Below are 15,212 nucleotides of genomic sequence, written 5' to 3'. Positions count from 1 at the left end.
CGCATTATAAAGAGGCGACTTCCCAAGCGGCCACTGAAAGTCCTGAAATTTCCGACTGTTAGAGCGACTCGGGCAACTGGAAGTCAGCGTGCGGACGAATGGTCACCGCCCGCCATACCATGAAAAACGGGGGCCGAGGCCCCCGTTTCAGGTTTTACCGGCGCGCCCCGGTGGAGCGCCTGACCCAGTAACAAATCGCAATAAATGCGAGCCAGAACGGAATGGCGTAGACCGACACGTTGATGCCCGGGATCAGCAGCATCACGCCCAGGATGAGCGCCACGAAGGCCAGGCACAGGTAGTTGCTGAAGGGGTACCAGAGCGACTTGAAGAACGGCTCGATGCCCTGGCGCTGCAGCGACTTGCGGAACATCAAGTGCGACAGGCTGATCATCGCCCAGTTGATCACCAGGGCCGCCACCACCAGCGCCATCAGCAGTTCCAGCGCCTGCTTGGGCGCCAGGTAGTTCACCAATACGCAGAGCAGGGTGATCAGTGCGGACACGCCAATGGCCAGCACCGGCACGCCACGGCGGTTGACCTTGAGCAGCGCCTTCGGCGCATCGCCCTGCTCGGCCAGGCCGTAGAGCATGCGGCTGTTGCAGTACACGCCGCTGTTGTAGACCGACAGCGCGGCGGTCAGCACCACGAAGTTCAGCAGGTGGGCGGCGGTGTCACTGCCGATCAGCGAGAAGATCTGCACGAAGGGGCTGCCGCTGTAGGGGTCGCCGGCGGCGTTCAGGGTTTCCAGCAGCTTATCCCAGGGATACAGCATCAGCAGCACGCTGAGGGCGCCGATGTAGAAGATCAGGATGCGGTAGATGACCTGGTTGATCGCCTTGGGGATCACCTTCTTCGGCTCGCTGGCCTCGGCGGCGGTGATGCCCACCAGCTCCAGGCCCCCGAAGGAGAACATGATGATCGCCAGGACCATCACCAGCCCTTCCAGGCCATTGGGGAAGAACCCGCCATGGCTCCAGAGGTTGCTCACCGCGGCCTGCTCGCCGCCGGTGCCGGAGACCAGCAGGTAGAGGCCGAGGATGATCATGCCGATGATCGCCACCACCTTGATCAGGGCGAACCAGAACTCCGTCTCCCCAAAGACCCGCACGTTGGCCAGGTTGATCACGTTGATCAGCACGAAGAACACCGCTGCCGTCACCCAGGTGGGCACGTCGGGCCACCAGAACTGGATGTACTTGCCCACGGCGGTCAGCTCGGCCATGCCCACCAGGACGTAGAGTACCCAGTAGTTCCAGCCGGCCAGGAAGCCCGCGTAGCCGCCCCAGTACTTGTGGGCGAAGTGGCTGAAGGAGCCCGCCACGGGCTCCTCGACGATCATCTCGCCCAGTTGGCGCATGATCAGGAAGGCGATGAAGCCGGCGATGGCGTAGCCGAGGATCATCGACGGCCCGGCGGACTTGAGCACCCCGGCGGAGCCGAGGAACAGGCCGGTGCCGATGGCGCCACCCAGGGCGATCAACTGGATATGGCGGTTTTCCAGCCCGCGCTTGAGCGAGCCGGCGTGCTGCTGTTGTCCGTCCATCAGGAGTTCCGAAAAGAAGGGAGGGGTCTAGCGATTACAGCCGGAAAAATGAAAAACGGGAGCCCGAGAGCTCCCGTTTTCACGGACCAGCGACTTAGCGCGGGAAGGCCGGCGGGTTGACCCCAGCCATGTCTTCCATCACGCGGACCACCTGGCAGCTGTAGCCGAACTCGTTGTCGTACCAGACATAGAGGACGACACGGTTGTCGTTGCAGATGGTGGCTTCGGCATCCACCACGCCAGCATGGCGGGAGCCGACGAAGTCGGTGGAAACCACTTCCTGGGAGGAGACGTAGTCGATCTGCTTGTGCAGGTCGGAGTGCATGGCCATCTGGCGCAGGTACTCGTTGATCTCGTCGCGGGTGGTGGCCTTCTCCAGGTTCAGGTTGAGGATGGCCATGGAGACGTTCGGGGTCGGCACGCGGATGGCGTTGCCGGTCAGCTTGCCTTTCAGCACCGGCAGGGCCTTGGCGGCTGCGGTGGCGGCACCGGTCTCGGTGATCACCATGTTCAGCGCGGCGCTGCGGCCACGGCGGCTGCCCTTGTGGAAGTTGTCGATCAGGTTCTGGTCGTTGGTGTACGAGTGAACGGTCTCGACGTGGCCGTTGGCGATGCCGAACTTGTCATTCACGGCCTTGAGCACCGGCACGATGGCGTTGGTGGTGCAGGAGGCAGCGGAGATGATCTTGTCGTCGGCGGTGATTTCGCCGTGGTTGATGCCGTGGACGATGTTCTTCAGCGCGCCCTTGCCGGGAGCGGTGAGGACCACGCGGTCGATACCCGGGCACTTCAGGTGCTGGCTCAGGCCCTCGGCGTCACGCCATTTGCCGGTGTTGTCCACCAGCAGGGCGTTCTTGATGCCGTAGGCGGTGTAGTCGACCGAGGCGGGATCGTTGGAGTAGATCACCTGAATCAGGTTGCCGTTGGCGGTGAGGGTGTTGTTCTCCTCGTCGATGACGATGGTGCCGTCGAACGGACCGTGCACGGAGTCGCGACGCAGCAGGCTGGCGCGCTTGACCAGGTCGTTCTCGGCGCCCTTGCGGACGACGATGGCGCGCAGGCGCAGGCCGTCGCCGCCACCGGTCTTCTCGATGAGGATGCGCGCCAGCAGGCGGCCGATGCGGCCGAAGCCGTAGAGGACGACGTCGGTGCCTTCACGGGCAGCGCCGTTCTGCTTGCCGACCAGCTCGGCCAGCTCGTCCTTGGTGAACTGCTCGAGGCTGCGACCGGCACCCTCGGCCTTGAACTTGGCGACCATCTTGCCCAGGTCGACGGAAGCGGCGCCCAGCTTGAGCTCGCTCATGGCCTTCAGGATCGGGAAGGTGTCGTGGACCGACAGCTCGGCTTCGTCGGCCTGGCGGTGGCGGGCGAAACGGTGGGCTTTCAGGATGTCGATCACGGAACGGTTGATCAGGCCGCGACCATAGATCGAGGTGACCACGTTGTTGTTGCGATAGAGCTGGCCGATCAGCGGAATCATCGCTTCCGCGAGGGCTTCACGATCGATCCATTCACCGAGACACTGGTCGGGCTTCTGAGTCACGGGCAGTACCTTCCACATGTAGGGGATGAAAAAAGGGGCTACATTATGACGACGCGCGCAAGCGCCGGCAATCTGCAGCCGTCGCAAGACTGACATCCAACGGTCGGGATAGTTACAATCGCCCGGTTCGAATTCCGACCGGAGCCCCCTTTTGCCCGCCTCCGTCCTGCGTCTCCCGACCCTCCCCACCGCCAGCGGCAAGCAGCAGTGGGGCAACCTCAACGGTGCGGCCCTCGGCCTGGCCATCGCCGAAGCGGCGAGCGCTGCCCGACGCTTCACCCTGTTGCTGACCGCCGACAGCCAGAGCGCCGAACGCCTGGAGCAGGAACTGGGCTTCTTCGCCCCGGACCTGCCGGTGCTGCACTTCCCGGACTGGGAAACGCTGCCCTACGACCTGTTCTCCCCCCACCAGGACATCATTTCCCAGCGGGTGGCCAGCCTCTATCGCCTGCCGGAACTGGACCATGGCGTGCTGGTGGTGCCGATCACCACCGCCCTGCACCGCCTGCCGCCCCGGCGCTTCCTGCTGGGCTCGAGCCTGGTGCTGGACGTGGGCCAGAAGCTGGACGTGGAGCAGATGCGCCTGCGCCTGGAAGGGGCCGGCTATCGCTGCGTGGAAACGGTCTACGAGCACGGCGAGTTCGCCGTGCGCGGCGCGCTGATCGACCTGTTCCCCATGGGCAGCGACCTGCCCTACCGCATCGACCTGTTCGATGACGAGATCGAGACCCTGCGCACCTTCGACCCGGAAACCCAGCGCTCGGTGGACAAGGTGGAGTCGATCCGCCTGCTGCCGGCCCGCGAGTTCCCGCTGGACAAGAAGGCGGTCACCGACTTCCGCGGCCGCTTCCGCGAGCGCTTCGACGTCGACTTCCGCCGCTGCCCGATCTACCAGGACCTGGCCAGCGGCATCACCCCGGCCGGCATCGAGTACTACCTGCCGCTGTTCTTCGAGGAGACCGAGACGCTCTTCGACTACCTGCCCGGCAACACCCAGGTGTTCTCCCTGCCCGGCATCGAACAGGCCGCCGAGCAGTTCTGGAGCGACGTGCGCAGCCGCTATGAAGAGCGCCGCGTCGACCCCGAGCGCCCGCTGGTGCCGCCGGCCGACCTGTTCCTGCCGGTGGAGGACTGCTTCGCCCGGCTGAAGGCCTCACCCCGCGTGGTGGCCGACCCCAGCGACCTGGCGCCCGGCGTGGGCCGCGAGCGCTTCCCCACCCGCGCCCTGCCCGACCTCGCCATCGAAGGCAAGGCCAGCGAGCCGCTGGCCGCCCTGCGCCGCTTCCTGGAGGAGTTTCCCGGCCGCGTGCTGTTCAGCGCCGAATCGGCCGGCCGCCGCGAAGTGCTGCTGGAACTGCTCGCCCGGCTCAAGCTGCGCCCGCAGGAAGTCGCCGGCTGGCCGGAGTTCGTCGCCAGCAGCGAGCGCCTGGCCATCACCATCGCCCCGCTGGACGAGGGCCTGCTGCTGGACGAGCCGGCCCTGGCACTGGTCGCCGAAAGCCCGCTGTTCGGCCAGCGCGTCATGCAGCGCCGTCGCCGCGAACGCCGCAGCGACGGTGGCGACAACGTCATCAAGAACCTCGCCGAGCTGCGCGAAGGCGCACCGGTGGTGCACATCGACCACGGCGTGGGCCGCTACCTCGGCCTGATCACCCTGGAGATCGAAGGCCAGGCCGCCGAATTCCTCGCCCTGCAGTACGCCGAGGAAGCCAAGCTCTACGTACCGGTCGCCAGCCTGCACCTGATCGCCCGCTACACCGGCACCGATGACGCCCTGGCACCGCTGCACCGCCTGGGCTCGGAAACCTGGCAGAAGGCCAAGCGCAAGGCTGCCGAACAGGTGCGCGACGTCGCCGCCGAGCTGCTGGACATCTACGCCCGCCGCGCCGCGCGAAAAGGCTATGCCTTCAAGGACCCGCTGGCTGACTACGCCACCTTCTCCGCCGGCTTCCCCTTCGAGGAAACCCCGGACCAGCAGGCCGCCATCGAGGCCGTGGTCGCCGACATGCTGGCGCCCAAGCCGATGGACCGCCTGGTCTGCGGCGACGTGGGCTTCGGCAAGACCGAAGTGGCCATGCGCGCGGCCTTCGTCGCCGTGCACAGCGGCAAGCAGGTGGCGGTGCTGGTGCCCACCACCCTCCTCGCCCAGCAGCACTACAACAGCTTCCGTGACCGCTTCGCCGACTGGCCGGTGCGCGTGGAGGTGATGAGTCGCTTCAAGACCGCCAAGGAAGTGGAAGGCGCCGCCAACGAACTGGCCGAAGGCAAGGTGGACATCGTCATCGGCACCCACCGCCTGCTGCAGGGCGACATCCGCTTCAAGCAGCTGGGCCTGGTGATCATCGACGAGGAACACCGCTTCGGCGTGCGCCAGAAGGAGCAGCTCAAGGCCCTGCGCAGCGAGGTGGACATCCTCACCCTCACCGCCACGCCGATCCCGCGCACCCTGAACATGGCCGTGGCCGGCATGCGCGACCTGTCGATCATCGCCACCCCGCCGGCGCGCCGCCTGTCGGTGCGCACCTTCGTGATGGAGCAGCAGAACACGGTGATCAAGGAGGCCCTGCTGCGCGAGCTGCTGCGGGGCGGGCAGGTCTACTACCTGCACAACGAGGTCAAGACCATCGAGAAGTGCGCCGCCGACCTCGCCGAACTGGTGCCCGAGGCCCGTATCGGCATCGGCCACGGGCAGATGCACGAGCGCGAGCTCGAACAGGTGATGAGCGACTTCTACCACAAGCGCTTCAACGTGCTGGTGGCCTCCACCATCATCGAGACCGGCATCGACGTGCCCAGCGCCAACACCATCATCATCGAGCGCGCCGACAAGTTCGGCCTGGCCCAGCTGCACCAGCTGCGTGGCCGCGTCGGCCGCAGCCACCACCAGGCCTACGCCTACCTGCTGACGCCGCCGCGCAAGCAGATGACCGAGGACGCCCAGAAGCGCCTGGAAGCCATCGCCAACGCCCAGGACCTGGGGGCCGGCTTCGTGCTGGCCACCCATGACCTGGAGATCCGCGGCGCCGGCGAACTGCTGGGCGAGGGCCAGAGCGGGCAGATCCAGGCCGTGGGCTTCACCCTGTACATGGAAATGCTCGAACGCGCGGTCAAATCCATCCAGAAGGGCGAGCAGCCCAACCTGGAGCAACCCCTGGGCGGCGGGCCGGAAATCAACCTGCGGGTGCCGGCACTGATTCCCGAGGACTACCTGCCCGACGTGCACGCACGGCTGATCCTCTACAAGCGCATCGCCTCGGCCGCCGACGAGGACGGCCTGAAGGAGCTGCAGGTGGAAATGATCGACCGCTTCGGCCTGCTCCCCGAGCCCACCAAGAACCTGGTACGCCTCACCCTGCTCAAGCTGCAGGCGGAGAAGCTCGGCATCAAGAAAGTCGACGCCGGCCCCCAAGGTGGTCGGATAGAATTCGCCGCCGACACCTGCGTCGACCCGCTGGTGCTGATCAAGCTGATCCAGGGCCAGCCCAAGCGCTACAAGTTCGAAGGCGCCACCCAGTTCCGCTTCCTGGTCCCGATGGAGCGACCGGAAGAACGCTTCAACACACTGGAGGCGCTGTTCGAGCGCCTCGTTCCGCAATCCGCTTAAAGGACTGATCCATGCGTGCGTTCCGTTTCATCACCCTGCTGCTCGCCCTGGTGGCCCCCAGCGCCTTCGCCGACGGGCTCTACCAGGTGGAGATGATCCTCTTCCGCCAGGCCGGCGAGCCGGTCCCGGCCAGCCAGAACGCCCCGGATGACTGGGCCAACGGCAGCCAGACCCTGTCCAGCGTCGGCGAGCGCGCCACCAACCTGAACAACGAAGCCGCCCGCCTCAACCCGGGCGCCGGCTACCAGGTGCTGCTGCACAAGGCCTGGTCCCAGAGCATTGGCGCCACCCCGAGCAAGGTGGCGGTCACCACCGGCGACGGCCAGCTCGGCCACTTCCCGGTAGAAGGCACCGTGGAGCTGAGCCAGGGTCGCTTCACCGACGTGTCCGTTGACTTCTGGGTCAACCGCTTCGACGCCAGCGGCCTGCTCAGCGGCAGTGAGCGCATCAAGCAGGGCACCCGCCTGAAGAGCGGCGAGCTGACCTACCTCGACCACTCCAGCCTGGGCATCCTGATCCGCGTCAACCCGCTCTGACCCATGCCCACCCTGCTCGAACACCTGCGCCAGGAAGACTGGCGCCAGGACTTCGACCAGGGCGCGCTCGACCGCGGCGCCCGCTACGCCCAACAGCGGAAAGCGCGCCTGCGGGCCATGGACGAGACGCAGCTGCTGGCCAGCTGCGCAGGCTCCGCCGAGACGCCCTACCTGCAGACGATCCGCCTCGCGCCCCATGGGCTCGGGGTGATCGGTCGTTGCACCTGCCCGGTCGGCCTGAACTGCAAGCACTGCGTCGCCGCCATCCTCCAGCTGCTGTCCGACGGCCCGCCGGCCGCACGGCCGGAGCCCGTCACCCCGGCACCGGCGCGCGCACCCCGGCTGCTGAAAGACATCCCGCCACGTCCGCACCTGGCCCTGGGCAGCCTGGCCCAGAGCCTCTATGACCTGCGCAGCGGCCGCATGGTGGGCAACCAGCAGCACCGCGCCGGGCTGGCCTTCGACTATGCAGGGGCGGTGGTCCACGGCAAGAACACCCGCGCCAACCCGGTCAGGCGCCGGCAGGATGGCGAACTGGTGGCCATGCAGCGCAACCCCCAGGCCGAGGAAACGCTGCGCGAGCGCCTGCGGCAACTGGGCTTCAAGGAATCCCTGCGGCAGAGCCAGGCCCTGCCGGGGGACCTTCTGGAACTGTTCGAGCTGCCCGACGACGAGGCCTGGCAGCGCTTCGTCCAGCTGCAGCTGCCGCAGTTGCGCGACGAGGGCTGGCTGATCGAGATCCGCCCCGGTTTCCACTTCGACCTCACCCCGGTGGATGGCTGGTATGCCGAGGTGGACGAGCAACCGGGCCAGCAGTGGTTCGACCTGGAGCTGGGCATCCTCGTGGAAGGGCAACGCATCAGCCTGCTGCCGGTGTTGCTCAAGCTGATCCGGGACAACCCCAAGCTGCTCAGCGCCAAGGTCCTTCAGCGACGCAAGGACGACGACCAGTTGCGCCTCCAGCTCGACACGCTGAGCAGCGAGACCGGGCGGCCCCTGCAGGTCGCCCTCCCCTACGGCCGCCTCAAGCCCCTGCTCGGCACGCTGGGCGAGCTGTTCCTGCGGGATCGCGGCGAGGGCCGCAGCCTGCGGCTCGGACTGCCGGACGCTGCACGGCTCGACCAACTGGAGTCCCTCGGCCTGGCCTGGCGAGGCGGCGAGCGCCTGCGCACCTTCGCCGAACGCCTGCGGGACAGCCGTCACGGCAGCCACCCCACGCCCAAGGGACTGAAGGCCGAGCTACGCGCCTACCAGCTCCAGGGCCTGGCCTGGCTGCAGACCCTGCGCGAGCTGGACGCCGGTGGAGTGCTGGGCGACGACATGGGCCTGGGCAAGACCCTGCAGACCCTGGCGCACATCCTCACCGAGAAGGAGGCCGGCCGGCTGGACCGTCCCGCCCTGGTGGTGATGCCCACCAGCCTGGTGCCGAACTGGCAGGACGAGGCCGCGCGCTTCGCCCCGGACCTGAAGGTCCTGGCGCTGCATGGCCCCAACCGGCACAAGGACTTCGAGCACCTGGCCGACCACGACCTGCTGCTCACCACCTACGCCCTGCTGCCCCGCGACCTGCCGCAATGGAAGGAGCAGCCACTGCACCTGCTGGTGCTGGACGAGGCGCAGAACATCAAGACCGCCACCAGCAAGGCCGCCCAGGCCGTGCGCCAGCTGCAGGCCCGCCAGCGCCTGTGCCTGTCGGGCACGCCGCTGGAAAACCACCTGGGCGAACTGTGGTCGCTGTTCCACTTCCTGATGCCCGGCTGGCTGGGCGATGCCAAGCAGTTCGCCCGCGACTACCGCACCCCCATCGAGAAGCACGCCGACAACGAACGCCTGGCCCACCTGAACGGTCGCATCCGCCCCTTCATGCTGCGGCGCACCAAGGAGTCGGTGGCGACCGAACTGCCGGCCAAGACCGAGATGATCCACTGGGTGGAACTGAGCGAGGCCCAGCGCGACCTCTACGAGACCGTGCGCCTTGCGATGGACCAGAAGGTGCGTTCGGAAATCGAGCACAAGGGCATGGCCCGCAGCCAGATGGTGATCCTCGAAGCCCTGCTCAAGCTGCGCCAGACCTGCTGCGACCTGCGCCTGGTGGAGCCGGAGCGTGAGGTACGCGGCAGCACCTCGGGCAAGCTGGACAGCCTGATGGAGATGCTCGAGGAGCTGTTCATGGAAGGCCGGCGAGTGCTGCTGTTCTCCCAGTTCACCAGCATGCTGGAACTGATCGAGGGCGAATTGCAGACGCGCCAGATCGACTACCTGCTGCTGACCGGCGAGACCCGCGACCGGCGCACGCCGGTGGAGCGCTTCCAGACCGGCGAGGTGCCACTGTTCCTCATCAGCCTCAAGGCCGGCGGCACCGGGCTGAACCTGACCCAGGCCGACACGGTGATCCACTTCGACCCCTGGTGGAATCCGGCAGCCGAACGCCAGGCCACTGACCGCGCCTACCGCATCGGCCAGGACAAGCCGGTGTTCGTCTACAAGCTGATCGCCCGGGGCACGGTGGAAGAGAAGATCCAGCAGCTGCAGCAGCGCAAGGCCGACCTGGCGCAAAGCGTGCTGAGCGCGCCGGCCGGCAGCGACTGGCACCTGCGCGAGGAAGACATCGACGCGCTGTTCGCGCCCCTCCCCCACGCCTGACCCGGGTTACCGCCCGGGCCAGGCATCGGTCACGCCTTCAGCAGGATGGACAGGGTTTCGCGCACCTTGCCGATACCCGCCGCGAGCGCGGCCTCGATCTCGGCCATGGTGATGATGCTGGTGGATTTGCCGGCTGCCGGATTGACCACCAGGGAGAGGGCGGCATAGGGCAGGTTCAGCTCGCGCGCGAGGGCGGCTTCGGGCATGCCGGTCATGCCGACGATGTCGCAGCCATCGCGCTCCATGCGGGCAATCTCGGCGACCGTCTCCAGGCGCGGGCCCTGGGTGCAGCCATAGACGCCGTAATCGCTGTGGGCGTGGCCGGCGCGACGCAGGGCATCGAGCAGCTTCTGCCGCAGCGGTTCGTCGTAGGGGTGGCTGAAGTCGATGTGGGTGACGTGGTCCAGTTCGCCCTCGAAGAAGGTGCCGATGCGCCCCTGGGTGTAGTCGATCACCTGATGCGGCACCACCAGTTGCCCGGTGCCCATCCCGGCGGTGATGCCGCCAACGGCGTTGACGGCGATGACCGCCTCGGCCCCGGCATGCTTCAGCGCCCAGAGGTTGGCGCGGTAGTTGACCTGGTGCGGCGGAATGCGGTGCGGGTGGCCGTGACGGGCGAGGAAGAGCACCTCACGACCGGCGTACTCGCCCTGCACGATCCCTGCGGACGGCGCGCCGTAGGGCGTCTCGGGATTGAGCAGGGCCTTCATGCTGAGGCCGTCCAGTTGGGTCAGGCCGGTACCACCGATAATCGCGTAAACGGTCATGTCGCTTCCTTCAGTCGATCAGCTGGGCTTCGCGCAGGGCACCCACAGCGGCCTGCCAGCGCGGGTCTTGACGGTATTCGGTGCCCGGGAAGGCACGACGGCGCATGCGGGCCAGTTGCGGGGATGGGGTCACGCCCAGGCGCTGCAGACGCGACAGGGCCAGCTCGGCGGCAGCGCGGTCGTTGCACACCAGGCCCATGTCGCAACCTGCGTTCAGCGCGGCCTCGATGCGCTCGGCGGCATCACCCACCACATGGGCCCCGGCCATGGAGAGGTCGTCGCTGAAGATCACCCCGGTGAACTTCAGCTCGCCGCGCAGGATGTCCTGCAGCCAGCGACGCGAGAAACCGGCGGGCTGGGCATCGACCTGGGGGTAGATGACGTGGGCGGGCATCATGCCGTCCAGCTCGGACGCCAGGCGGGTGAAGGGCACGAGGTCGACCGCACGGATCTGCTCCAGGCTGCGCTCATCCGTGGGGATGGCGACGTGGGAGTCGGCTTCCGCCCAGCCGTGACCGGGGAAGTGCTTGCCGGTGGACGCCATGCCTGCAGCACGCAGGCCCTTGATGAAGGCACCGGCCAGGTCTGTGGCGCGCTGAGGATCGCCCTCGAAGGCACGGCTGCCCACCACGGCGCTGCGCTGGTGATCCAGGTCCAGCACCGGGGCGAAGCTGAGGTCCAGGCCGGCGGCCAGCACTTCGGTCGCCATCAGCCAACCGCATTGCTCGGCCAGGGCCTCGGCATTGGGCGTATCGGCCAGGGCGCGCATCGCCGGCAGGCGCACGAAGCCGCGACGCAGGCGCTGCACCCGGCCGCCCTCCTGGTCGACGGCGAGGATGAGGTCGGGGCGTACGGCGCGAATCGCGGCACACAGGTCACGTACCTGGCGCGGGTCCTCGATATTGCGGGCGAACAGGATCAGGCCGGCCACTTCGGGCTGGCGCAGGATGTGGCGGTCTTCGGCAGTCAGCCAGGTGCCGCCGATGTCCAGCATCAGGGAGCCTTGCATGGGGTTCCTTGTCAGGGGTTGGGCGCCGCCCACTCGGGCTTGGGCGCTTCATCGATGCGCACCGCACAGTGGACGGGTACGCGGGGAAAGAGTTCCAGCAGGTCGGCGTTGAGCATGCGCACGCAGCCGTGGGAACGCGGGACGCCCATGGGCTCGGTATCCGGCGTGCCGTGGATATAGATGTAGCGACGCATGCTGTCGACCTTGCCCAGGCGGTTGAAGCCGGGCTCCCGCCCACTCAGCCAGAGGATGCGAGAGAGGATCCAGTCACGCCCGGGGAACTGTTCGTGCAGCGCTTCGGACCAGACCTCACCGGTCCAGCGACGTCCGCGCAAAACGGCATTCAACGGAAGATCGGCACCAATCCTGGCCCGCACTTCGTGGAGACCACGGGGTGTGCAGTTGGAACCACTGAGCTCACCGGGGCCATTGAGAGCGGTCGACACGGGGTAACTGACCAGCAGGCGTCCAGCAGCAAAGCCGTAGAGGCGCTGATCAGCAATGGAGATATGGAGTAGATCGAGGTCGGACATGGGCGGCTAGCTTAGCTGATCCCGCCGCCCTCGCCCACCGGCGTCAGGCCTTGCCGGATGCAGGAGCGGGCTTTGCCCTGGGCTTCAGCACGGCCTTGGACAGGGCCTCGTCGGCCAGACCCGTTTCGGCGCGCATGCCCGCCGCGAGGAACGGGACCATCAGGCGCATGACCTGTTCGATGGAGGTGTTCACACCGAAGTCGGTCTCGGCCATGGCCCGCAGCGCCTTGATGCCGGACATGCTGAACGCCGCAGCCCCCAGCATGAAGTGGACACGCCAGAAGATCTCAAGAGGCGGCAACCGAGGCGCCGCCTCGTTGACCAGCAGCATGTAGCGACGGAACACCTTGCCATACACCTCTTCGAGGTACTTGCGCAGGTGACCCTGACTCTGACTGAAGGCAAGCCCGAGCAAGCGCATGAATATGGAAAGGTCGTTGCCACTGCGAGGCTTTACCGCCAGCGCCTGCTCCACGAGCATCACCAGCAGCTCCTCCAGAGAGGGCGGCGTTTCAGACTTGCCTTGGCGTTTGTCGAGCTCACGCTCCAGGCTCTGGCAGAACGGCCCGAGGAAGCGCGAGAAGACCGCCTGGATCAGGGCTTTCTTCGAACCGAAGTGATAATTCACCGCCGCCAGGTTGACCCCGGCCTTGCTGGTGATCAGACGCAAGGAGGTTTCGGCGAAGCCTTTCTCCGCGAACAACTGTTCCGCTGCATCGAGGATGCGTTCGACGGTTTCCGACTGAGCCATGGTTCCCCCACCTGACAAACACTTGTTTGAAACATACGTTTCAGACCCTGCCTTTGTCAAGTCGCACTCACCACCTTCTGACGCATGGGTCACGCCGGAGGACATCTTACGCAGCCGGGGCGAAACCTCATCCGGCACACCGCCGAATGGCAGGCAGGGTCTTCAGAAAATACTTGTAGGCCCACTCGAGGCACTGTATAAAACACCAGTCACTGTATAAAAAGACAGAGCCCGACATGCTGAAACTGACGCCCCGCCAAGCCGAGATTCTCGCGTTCATCAAGCGCTGCCTGGAAGACAACGGTTATCCGCCGACCCGGGCGGAAATTGCCCAGGAGCTCGGCTTCAAGTCGCCCAACGCCGCTGAGGAACACCTCAAGGCCCTGGCACGCAAGGGCGCCATCGAGATGACTCCGGGGGCTTCCCGCGGTATTCGCATCCCCGGATTCGAGCCGGCAGCCGAGGAAGGTGGACTGCCCGTGATCGGTCGAGTCGCTGCAGGTGCACCTATCCTTGCCCAGCAGAACATCGAAGAATCCTGCCGCATCAACCCCGACTTCTTCCACCCCAAGGCCGACTATTTGCTGCGCGTACGCGGCATGAGCATGAAGGACATCGGAATCTTCGATGGCGACCTCCTGGCCGTCCACTCCACTCGCGAGGCCCGCAACGGCCAGGTGGTGGTAGCACGACTGGGCGACGAAGTGACGGTCAAGCGTTTCAAACGCGAAGGCGACAAGGTCTGGCTGATCGCCGAAAACCCCGAATTCTCTCCGATCGAAGTCGACCTGCACGAGCAGGAACTGGTGATCGAAGGCTTGAGCGTCGGCGTCATTCGCCGCTAACAGGAGGCGTCATGCAGTTCTCGCAACCGATCGGCCGCATCCAACTGCCCCTCTTCCACGACGCCATCGTCGCAACACCACTTCACGACCTGCTGGAGCCCGAGGCTCCCCTGGAAGCGGAAAGCGAGGCCTTCAGCGAACTCACATTGCGAGGCAGCCCACTCCATTGCCGCCACCTGCTGGCCCCGATGCTGAGGGAGCTGAGCGAAGAACAGGACGCCCGCTGGCTCACCCTCATCGGAGCACCCGCCACTCTTAATCAGGCCTGGCTGCGAGATGCGGGACTCAACCGTGAGCGTATCCTCCTGCTCGAACCCCGAGGCGGCAAGGACGCTCTGGAATTGGCATGCGAAGCCCTCCGACTGGGGCGCAGCCACACTGTCGTAAGCTGGCTTTCACTCAGCGCTCGGGACAAGGACGCCCTCATCAGGGCCGCACGGGAAGGCAATGCACAGAGCCTGAACATCCATCTCGGATAGCCAGGGCCCTGCTTAATCAAATGGCAATGATCGGCGAGGAGACTATTCGCTGATCAGTGCAAGACGCGGGGCTGGTCATCATGGTCCATCTCGCCTTCGGCGAGCCGGCCAGCCATCTGCACACCCACATTGAGCATGGCCTTGGCCACTTCCAGGTGATGCCCCTGGAGGAATGCCTTGGCATCAGCGGAGAAGTCCAGCGTCACCAGCGCTTCCTCGTCCTCTGCACGGCGCAGAATAATGCGCCCGTCGGGCAATTCGACTATTTCCAGGAAGGACGTTGTCATCGCTTCATCTCTCCACTAAAGACCGCGCATTGTAACAGCCGCTCGGCTTGGCGCCCTACCCCTTCCGTCACTCAGCACTCCGAGAGACTTTCCCGATAACGAAGCACCAGCGCCTTCAGCTGCTGACGCCAGGACTCCAACTCGTCACGGGACAGGGGGGCTTCCTCCTCATCCAGTACAACCGCCTCGATCAAGGGAAGCGTCGGGTCCACCTTGGCCTTGGCGGGTGCCTGAGGCGGCAGGAAAAGCGCCTGATAGGCCCGCTCGAGAGAGCCCAGCCAGCTCTCGGGCTGCTGGAACAGCTCCACCAGCTCGGCCAGCTCCGGGCTCGGCGAGGCAGACAGCACCTCTGAGCTCAGGATCGCTTCCACATCCGGAGCCCCCGGGTTAGGCATGCGGTAGTAATGGGTGATCTCGTGGCATAGCCCCAGCAAGGCACCGTGAAGGTGGAAAAGCGCAGCCTCCCGCTCCGCCTGGACCTGGGCTTGCGCATTCATCGCACGCCCCTCTTCCGCCTTGCGCCAGTTCTCAAGGCAAAGCCCGGCGAAAAAGAGTTTCTGGTTGGTGCGGGTATAGGGCTCATGGGCCATGGCACGGACTCCGGATATGCAATCGGCACTGGGCCGAAACGAAGAAGGCCGGACCTGTGGTCCGGCCTTGCCAGTATGC

The 15,212-nt window shown here is 66.1% G+C and carries 13 protein-coding genes; 5 read left to right on the top strand and 8 right to left on the bottom strand.

The annotated features are described in order from the left end of the window. Positions 1–154 precede the first annotated feature (154 nt). Both BM198_RS06240 and BM198_RS06235 read right to left on the bottom strand, forming a co-directional pair. Positions 155–1,546: an amino acid permease gene (locus BM198_RS06240; RefSeq protein ID WP_074968624.1), complete on the bottom strand. Its 1,392-nt coding sequence runs from the start codon at positions 1,544–1,546 to the stop codon at positions 155–157. A gap of 94 nt (positions 1,547–1,640) precedes the next feature. Beyond that, positions 1,641–3,107: a glyceraldehyde-3-phosphate dehydrogenase gene (locus BM198_RS06235; RefSeq protein ID WP_074968622.1), complete on the bottom strand. Its 1,467-nt coding sequence runs from the start codon at positions 3,105–3,107 to the stop codon at positions 1,641–1,643. A 133-nt stretch (positions 3,108–3,240) separates the two neighbouring features. On the opposite strand from BM198_RS06235, the gene mfd reads away from it, so the two are divergent. From mfd to BM198_RS06220, 3 genes are all read left to right on the top strand, one after another. Further along, positions 3,241–6,693, top strand: a complete 3,453-nt coding sequence (gene mfd, locus BM198_RS06230) for a transcription-repair coupling factor (RefSeq protein ID WP_074968620.1) — start codon at positions 3,241–3,243, stop codon at positions 6,691–6,693. Positions 6,694–6,704: 11 nt separating this feature from the next. Further along, positions 6,705–7,229 carry a CsiV family protein gene (locus tag BM198_RS06225; RefSeq protein ID WP_074968618.1) on the top strand — a complete coding sequence of 175 codons (525 nt, stop codon included), beginning with the start codon at positions 6,705–6,707 and terminating at the stop codon, positions 7,227–7,229. A 117-nt stretch (positions 7,230–7,346) separates the two neighbouring features. After that, positions 7,347–9,872 (top strand): DEAD/DEAH box helicase, encoded by a 2,526-nt coding sequence (locus BM198_RS06220; RefSeq protein WP_455709725.1) that lies wholly within the window; start codon positions 7,347–7,349, stop codon positions 9,870–9,872. A 29-nt stretch (positions 9,873–9,901) separates the two neighbouring features. Here the strand turns inward: BM198_RS06220 and BM198_RS06215 are convergent, their stop codons facing one another. The 4 genes from BM198_RS06215 to BM198_RS06200 are packed head-to-tail and all read right to left on the bottom strand — an operon-like array spanning position 9,902 to position 12,932. Beyond that, the gene (locus BM198_RS06215; RefSeq protein WP_074968613.1) at positions 9,902–10,639 is read right to left on the bottom strand and encodes an S-methyl-5'-thioinosine phosphorylase; all 738 of its coding nucleotides are present in this window, start codon (positions 10,637–10,639) and stop codon (positions 9,902–9,904) included. A gap of 10 nt (positions 10,640–10,649) precedes the next feature. Continuing rightward, the gene (gene nagZ, locus BM198_RS06210; RefSeq protein ID WP_074968611.1) at positions 10,650–11,648 is read right to left on the bottom strand and encodes a beta-N-acetylhexosaminidase; all 999 of its coding nucleotides are present in this window, start codon (positions 11,646–11,648) and stop codon (positions 10,650–10,652) included. Positions 11,649–11,659: 11 nt separating this feature from the next. Continuing rightward, positions 11,660–12,181, bottom strand: coding sequence for a L,D-transpeptidase (locus BM198_RS06205; RefSeq protein ID WP_074968609.1), 522 nt, complete (start codon positions 12,179–12,181; stop codon positions 11,660–11,662). A 43-nt stretch (positions 12,182–12,224) separates the two neighbouring features. Then, positions 12,225–12,932, bottom strand: a complete 708-nt coding sequence (locus tag BM198_RS06200; RefSeq protein WP_074968607.1) for a TetR/AcrR family transcriptional regulator — start codon at positions 12,930–12,932, stop codon at positions 12,225–12,227. 236 nt (positions 12,933–13,168) lie between these two features. Here BM198_RS06200 and lexA point away from each other — a divergent pair, with 236 nt between their 5' ends. Continuing rightward, positions 13,169–13,777 (top strand): transcriptional repressor LexA, encoded by a 609-nt coding sequence (gene lexA, locus BM198_RS06195; RefSeq protein WP_044405045.1) that lies wholly within the window; start codon positions 13,169–13,171, stop codon positions 13,775–13,777. Positions 13,778–13,788: 11 nt separating this feature from the next. Next, entirely contained in the window at positions 13,789–14,256 is a 468-nt protein-coding gene (gene sulA, locus BM198_RS06190) for an SOS-induced cell division inhibitor SulA (RefSeq protein WP_074968605.1), read from the top strand. Positions 14,257–14,309: 53 nt separating this feature from the next. Here sulA and BM198_RS06185 read toward each other — a convergent pair whose 3' ends face one another. Both BM198_RS06185 and BM198_RS06180 read right to left on the bottom strand, forming a co-directional pair. Beyond that, positions 14,310–14,543: a hypothetical protein gene (locus BM198_RS06185; RefSeq protein WP_044405053.1), complete on the bottom strand. Its 234-nt coding sequence runs from the start codon at positions 14,541–14,543 to the stop codon at positions 14,310–14,312. A gap of 71 nt (positions 14,544–14,614) precedes the next feature. Beyond that, positions 14,615–15,133, bottom strand: coding sequence for a DUF6586 family protein (locus BM198_RS06180; RefSeq protein WP_074968603.1), 519 nt, complete (start codon positions 15,131–15,133; stop codon positions 14,615–14,617). Positions 15,134–15,212: the final 79 nt, after the last annotated feature.

Source organism: Metapseudomonas otitidis (assembly GCF_900111835.1).
Lineage (GTDB): Bacteria > Pseudomonadota > Gammaproteobacteria > Pseudomonadales > Pseudomonadaceae > Metapseudomonas > Metapseudomonas otitidis.
This window is presented reverse-complemented; position numbering and strand designations above follow the sequence as displayed.

Excerpts from the sequence above, each read along its gene's own strand:
- BM198_RS06220 (WP_455709725.1), top strand. The coding sequence starts at position 7,347 with ATGGACGAGACGCAGCTGCTGGCCAGCTGCGCAGGCTCCGCCGAGACG.
- BM198_RS06200 (WP_074968607.1), bottom strand. The coding sequence starts at position 12,932 with ATGGCTCAGTCGGAAACCGTCGAACGCATCCTCGATGCAGCGGAACAG.
- BM198_RS06180 (WP_074968603.1), bottom strand. The coding sequence starts at position 15,133 with ATGGCCCATGAGCCCTATACCCGCACCAACCAGAAACTCTTTTTCGCC.
- BM198_RS06235 (WP_074968622.1), bottom strand. The coding sequence starts at position 3,107 with ATGTGGAAGGTACTGCCCGTGACTCAGAAGCCCGACCAGTGTCTCGGT.
- BM198_RS06225 (WP_074968618.1), top strand. The coding sequence starts at position 6,705 with ATGCGTGCGTTCCGTTTCATCACCCTGCTGCTCGCCCTGGTGGCCCCC.
- BM198_RS06215 (WP_074968613.1), bottom strand. The coding sequence starts at position 10,639 with ATGACCGTTTACGCGATTATCGGTGGTACCGGCCTGACCCAACTGGAC.
- BM198_RS06240 (WP_074968624.1), bottom strand. The coding sequence starts at position 1,546 with ATGGACGGACAACAGCAGCACGCCGGCTCGCTCAAGCGCGGGCTGGAA.
- lexA (WP_044405045.1), top strand. The coding sequence starts at position 13,169 with ATGCTGAAACTGACGCCCCGCCAAGCCGAGATTCTCGCGTTCATCAAG.
- BM198_RS06205 (WP_074968609.1), bottom strand. The coding sequence starts at position 12,181 with ATGTCCGACCTCGATCTACTCCATATCTCCATTGCTGATCAGCGCCTC.
- nagZ (WP_074968611.1), bottom strand. The coding sequence starts at position 11,648 with ATGCAAGGCTCCCTGATGCTGGACATCGGCGGCACCTGGCTGACTGCC.
- sulA (WP_074968605.1), top strand. The coding sequence starts at position 13,789 with ATGCAGTTCTCGCAACCGATCGGCCGCATCCAACTGCCCCTCTTCCAC.
- BM198_RS06185 (WP_044405053.1), bottom strand. The coding sequence starts at position 14,543 with ATGACAACGTCCTTCCTGGAAATAGTCGAATTGCCCGACGGGCGCATT.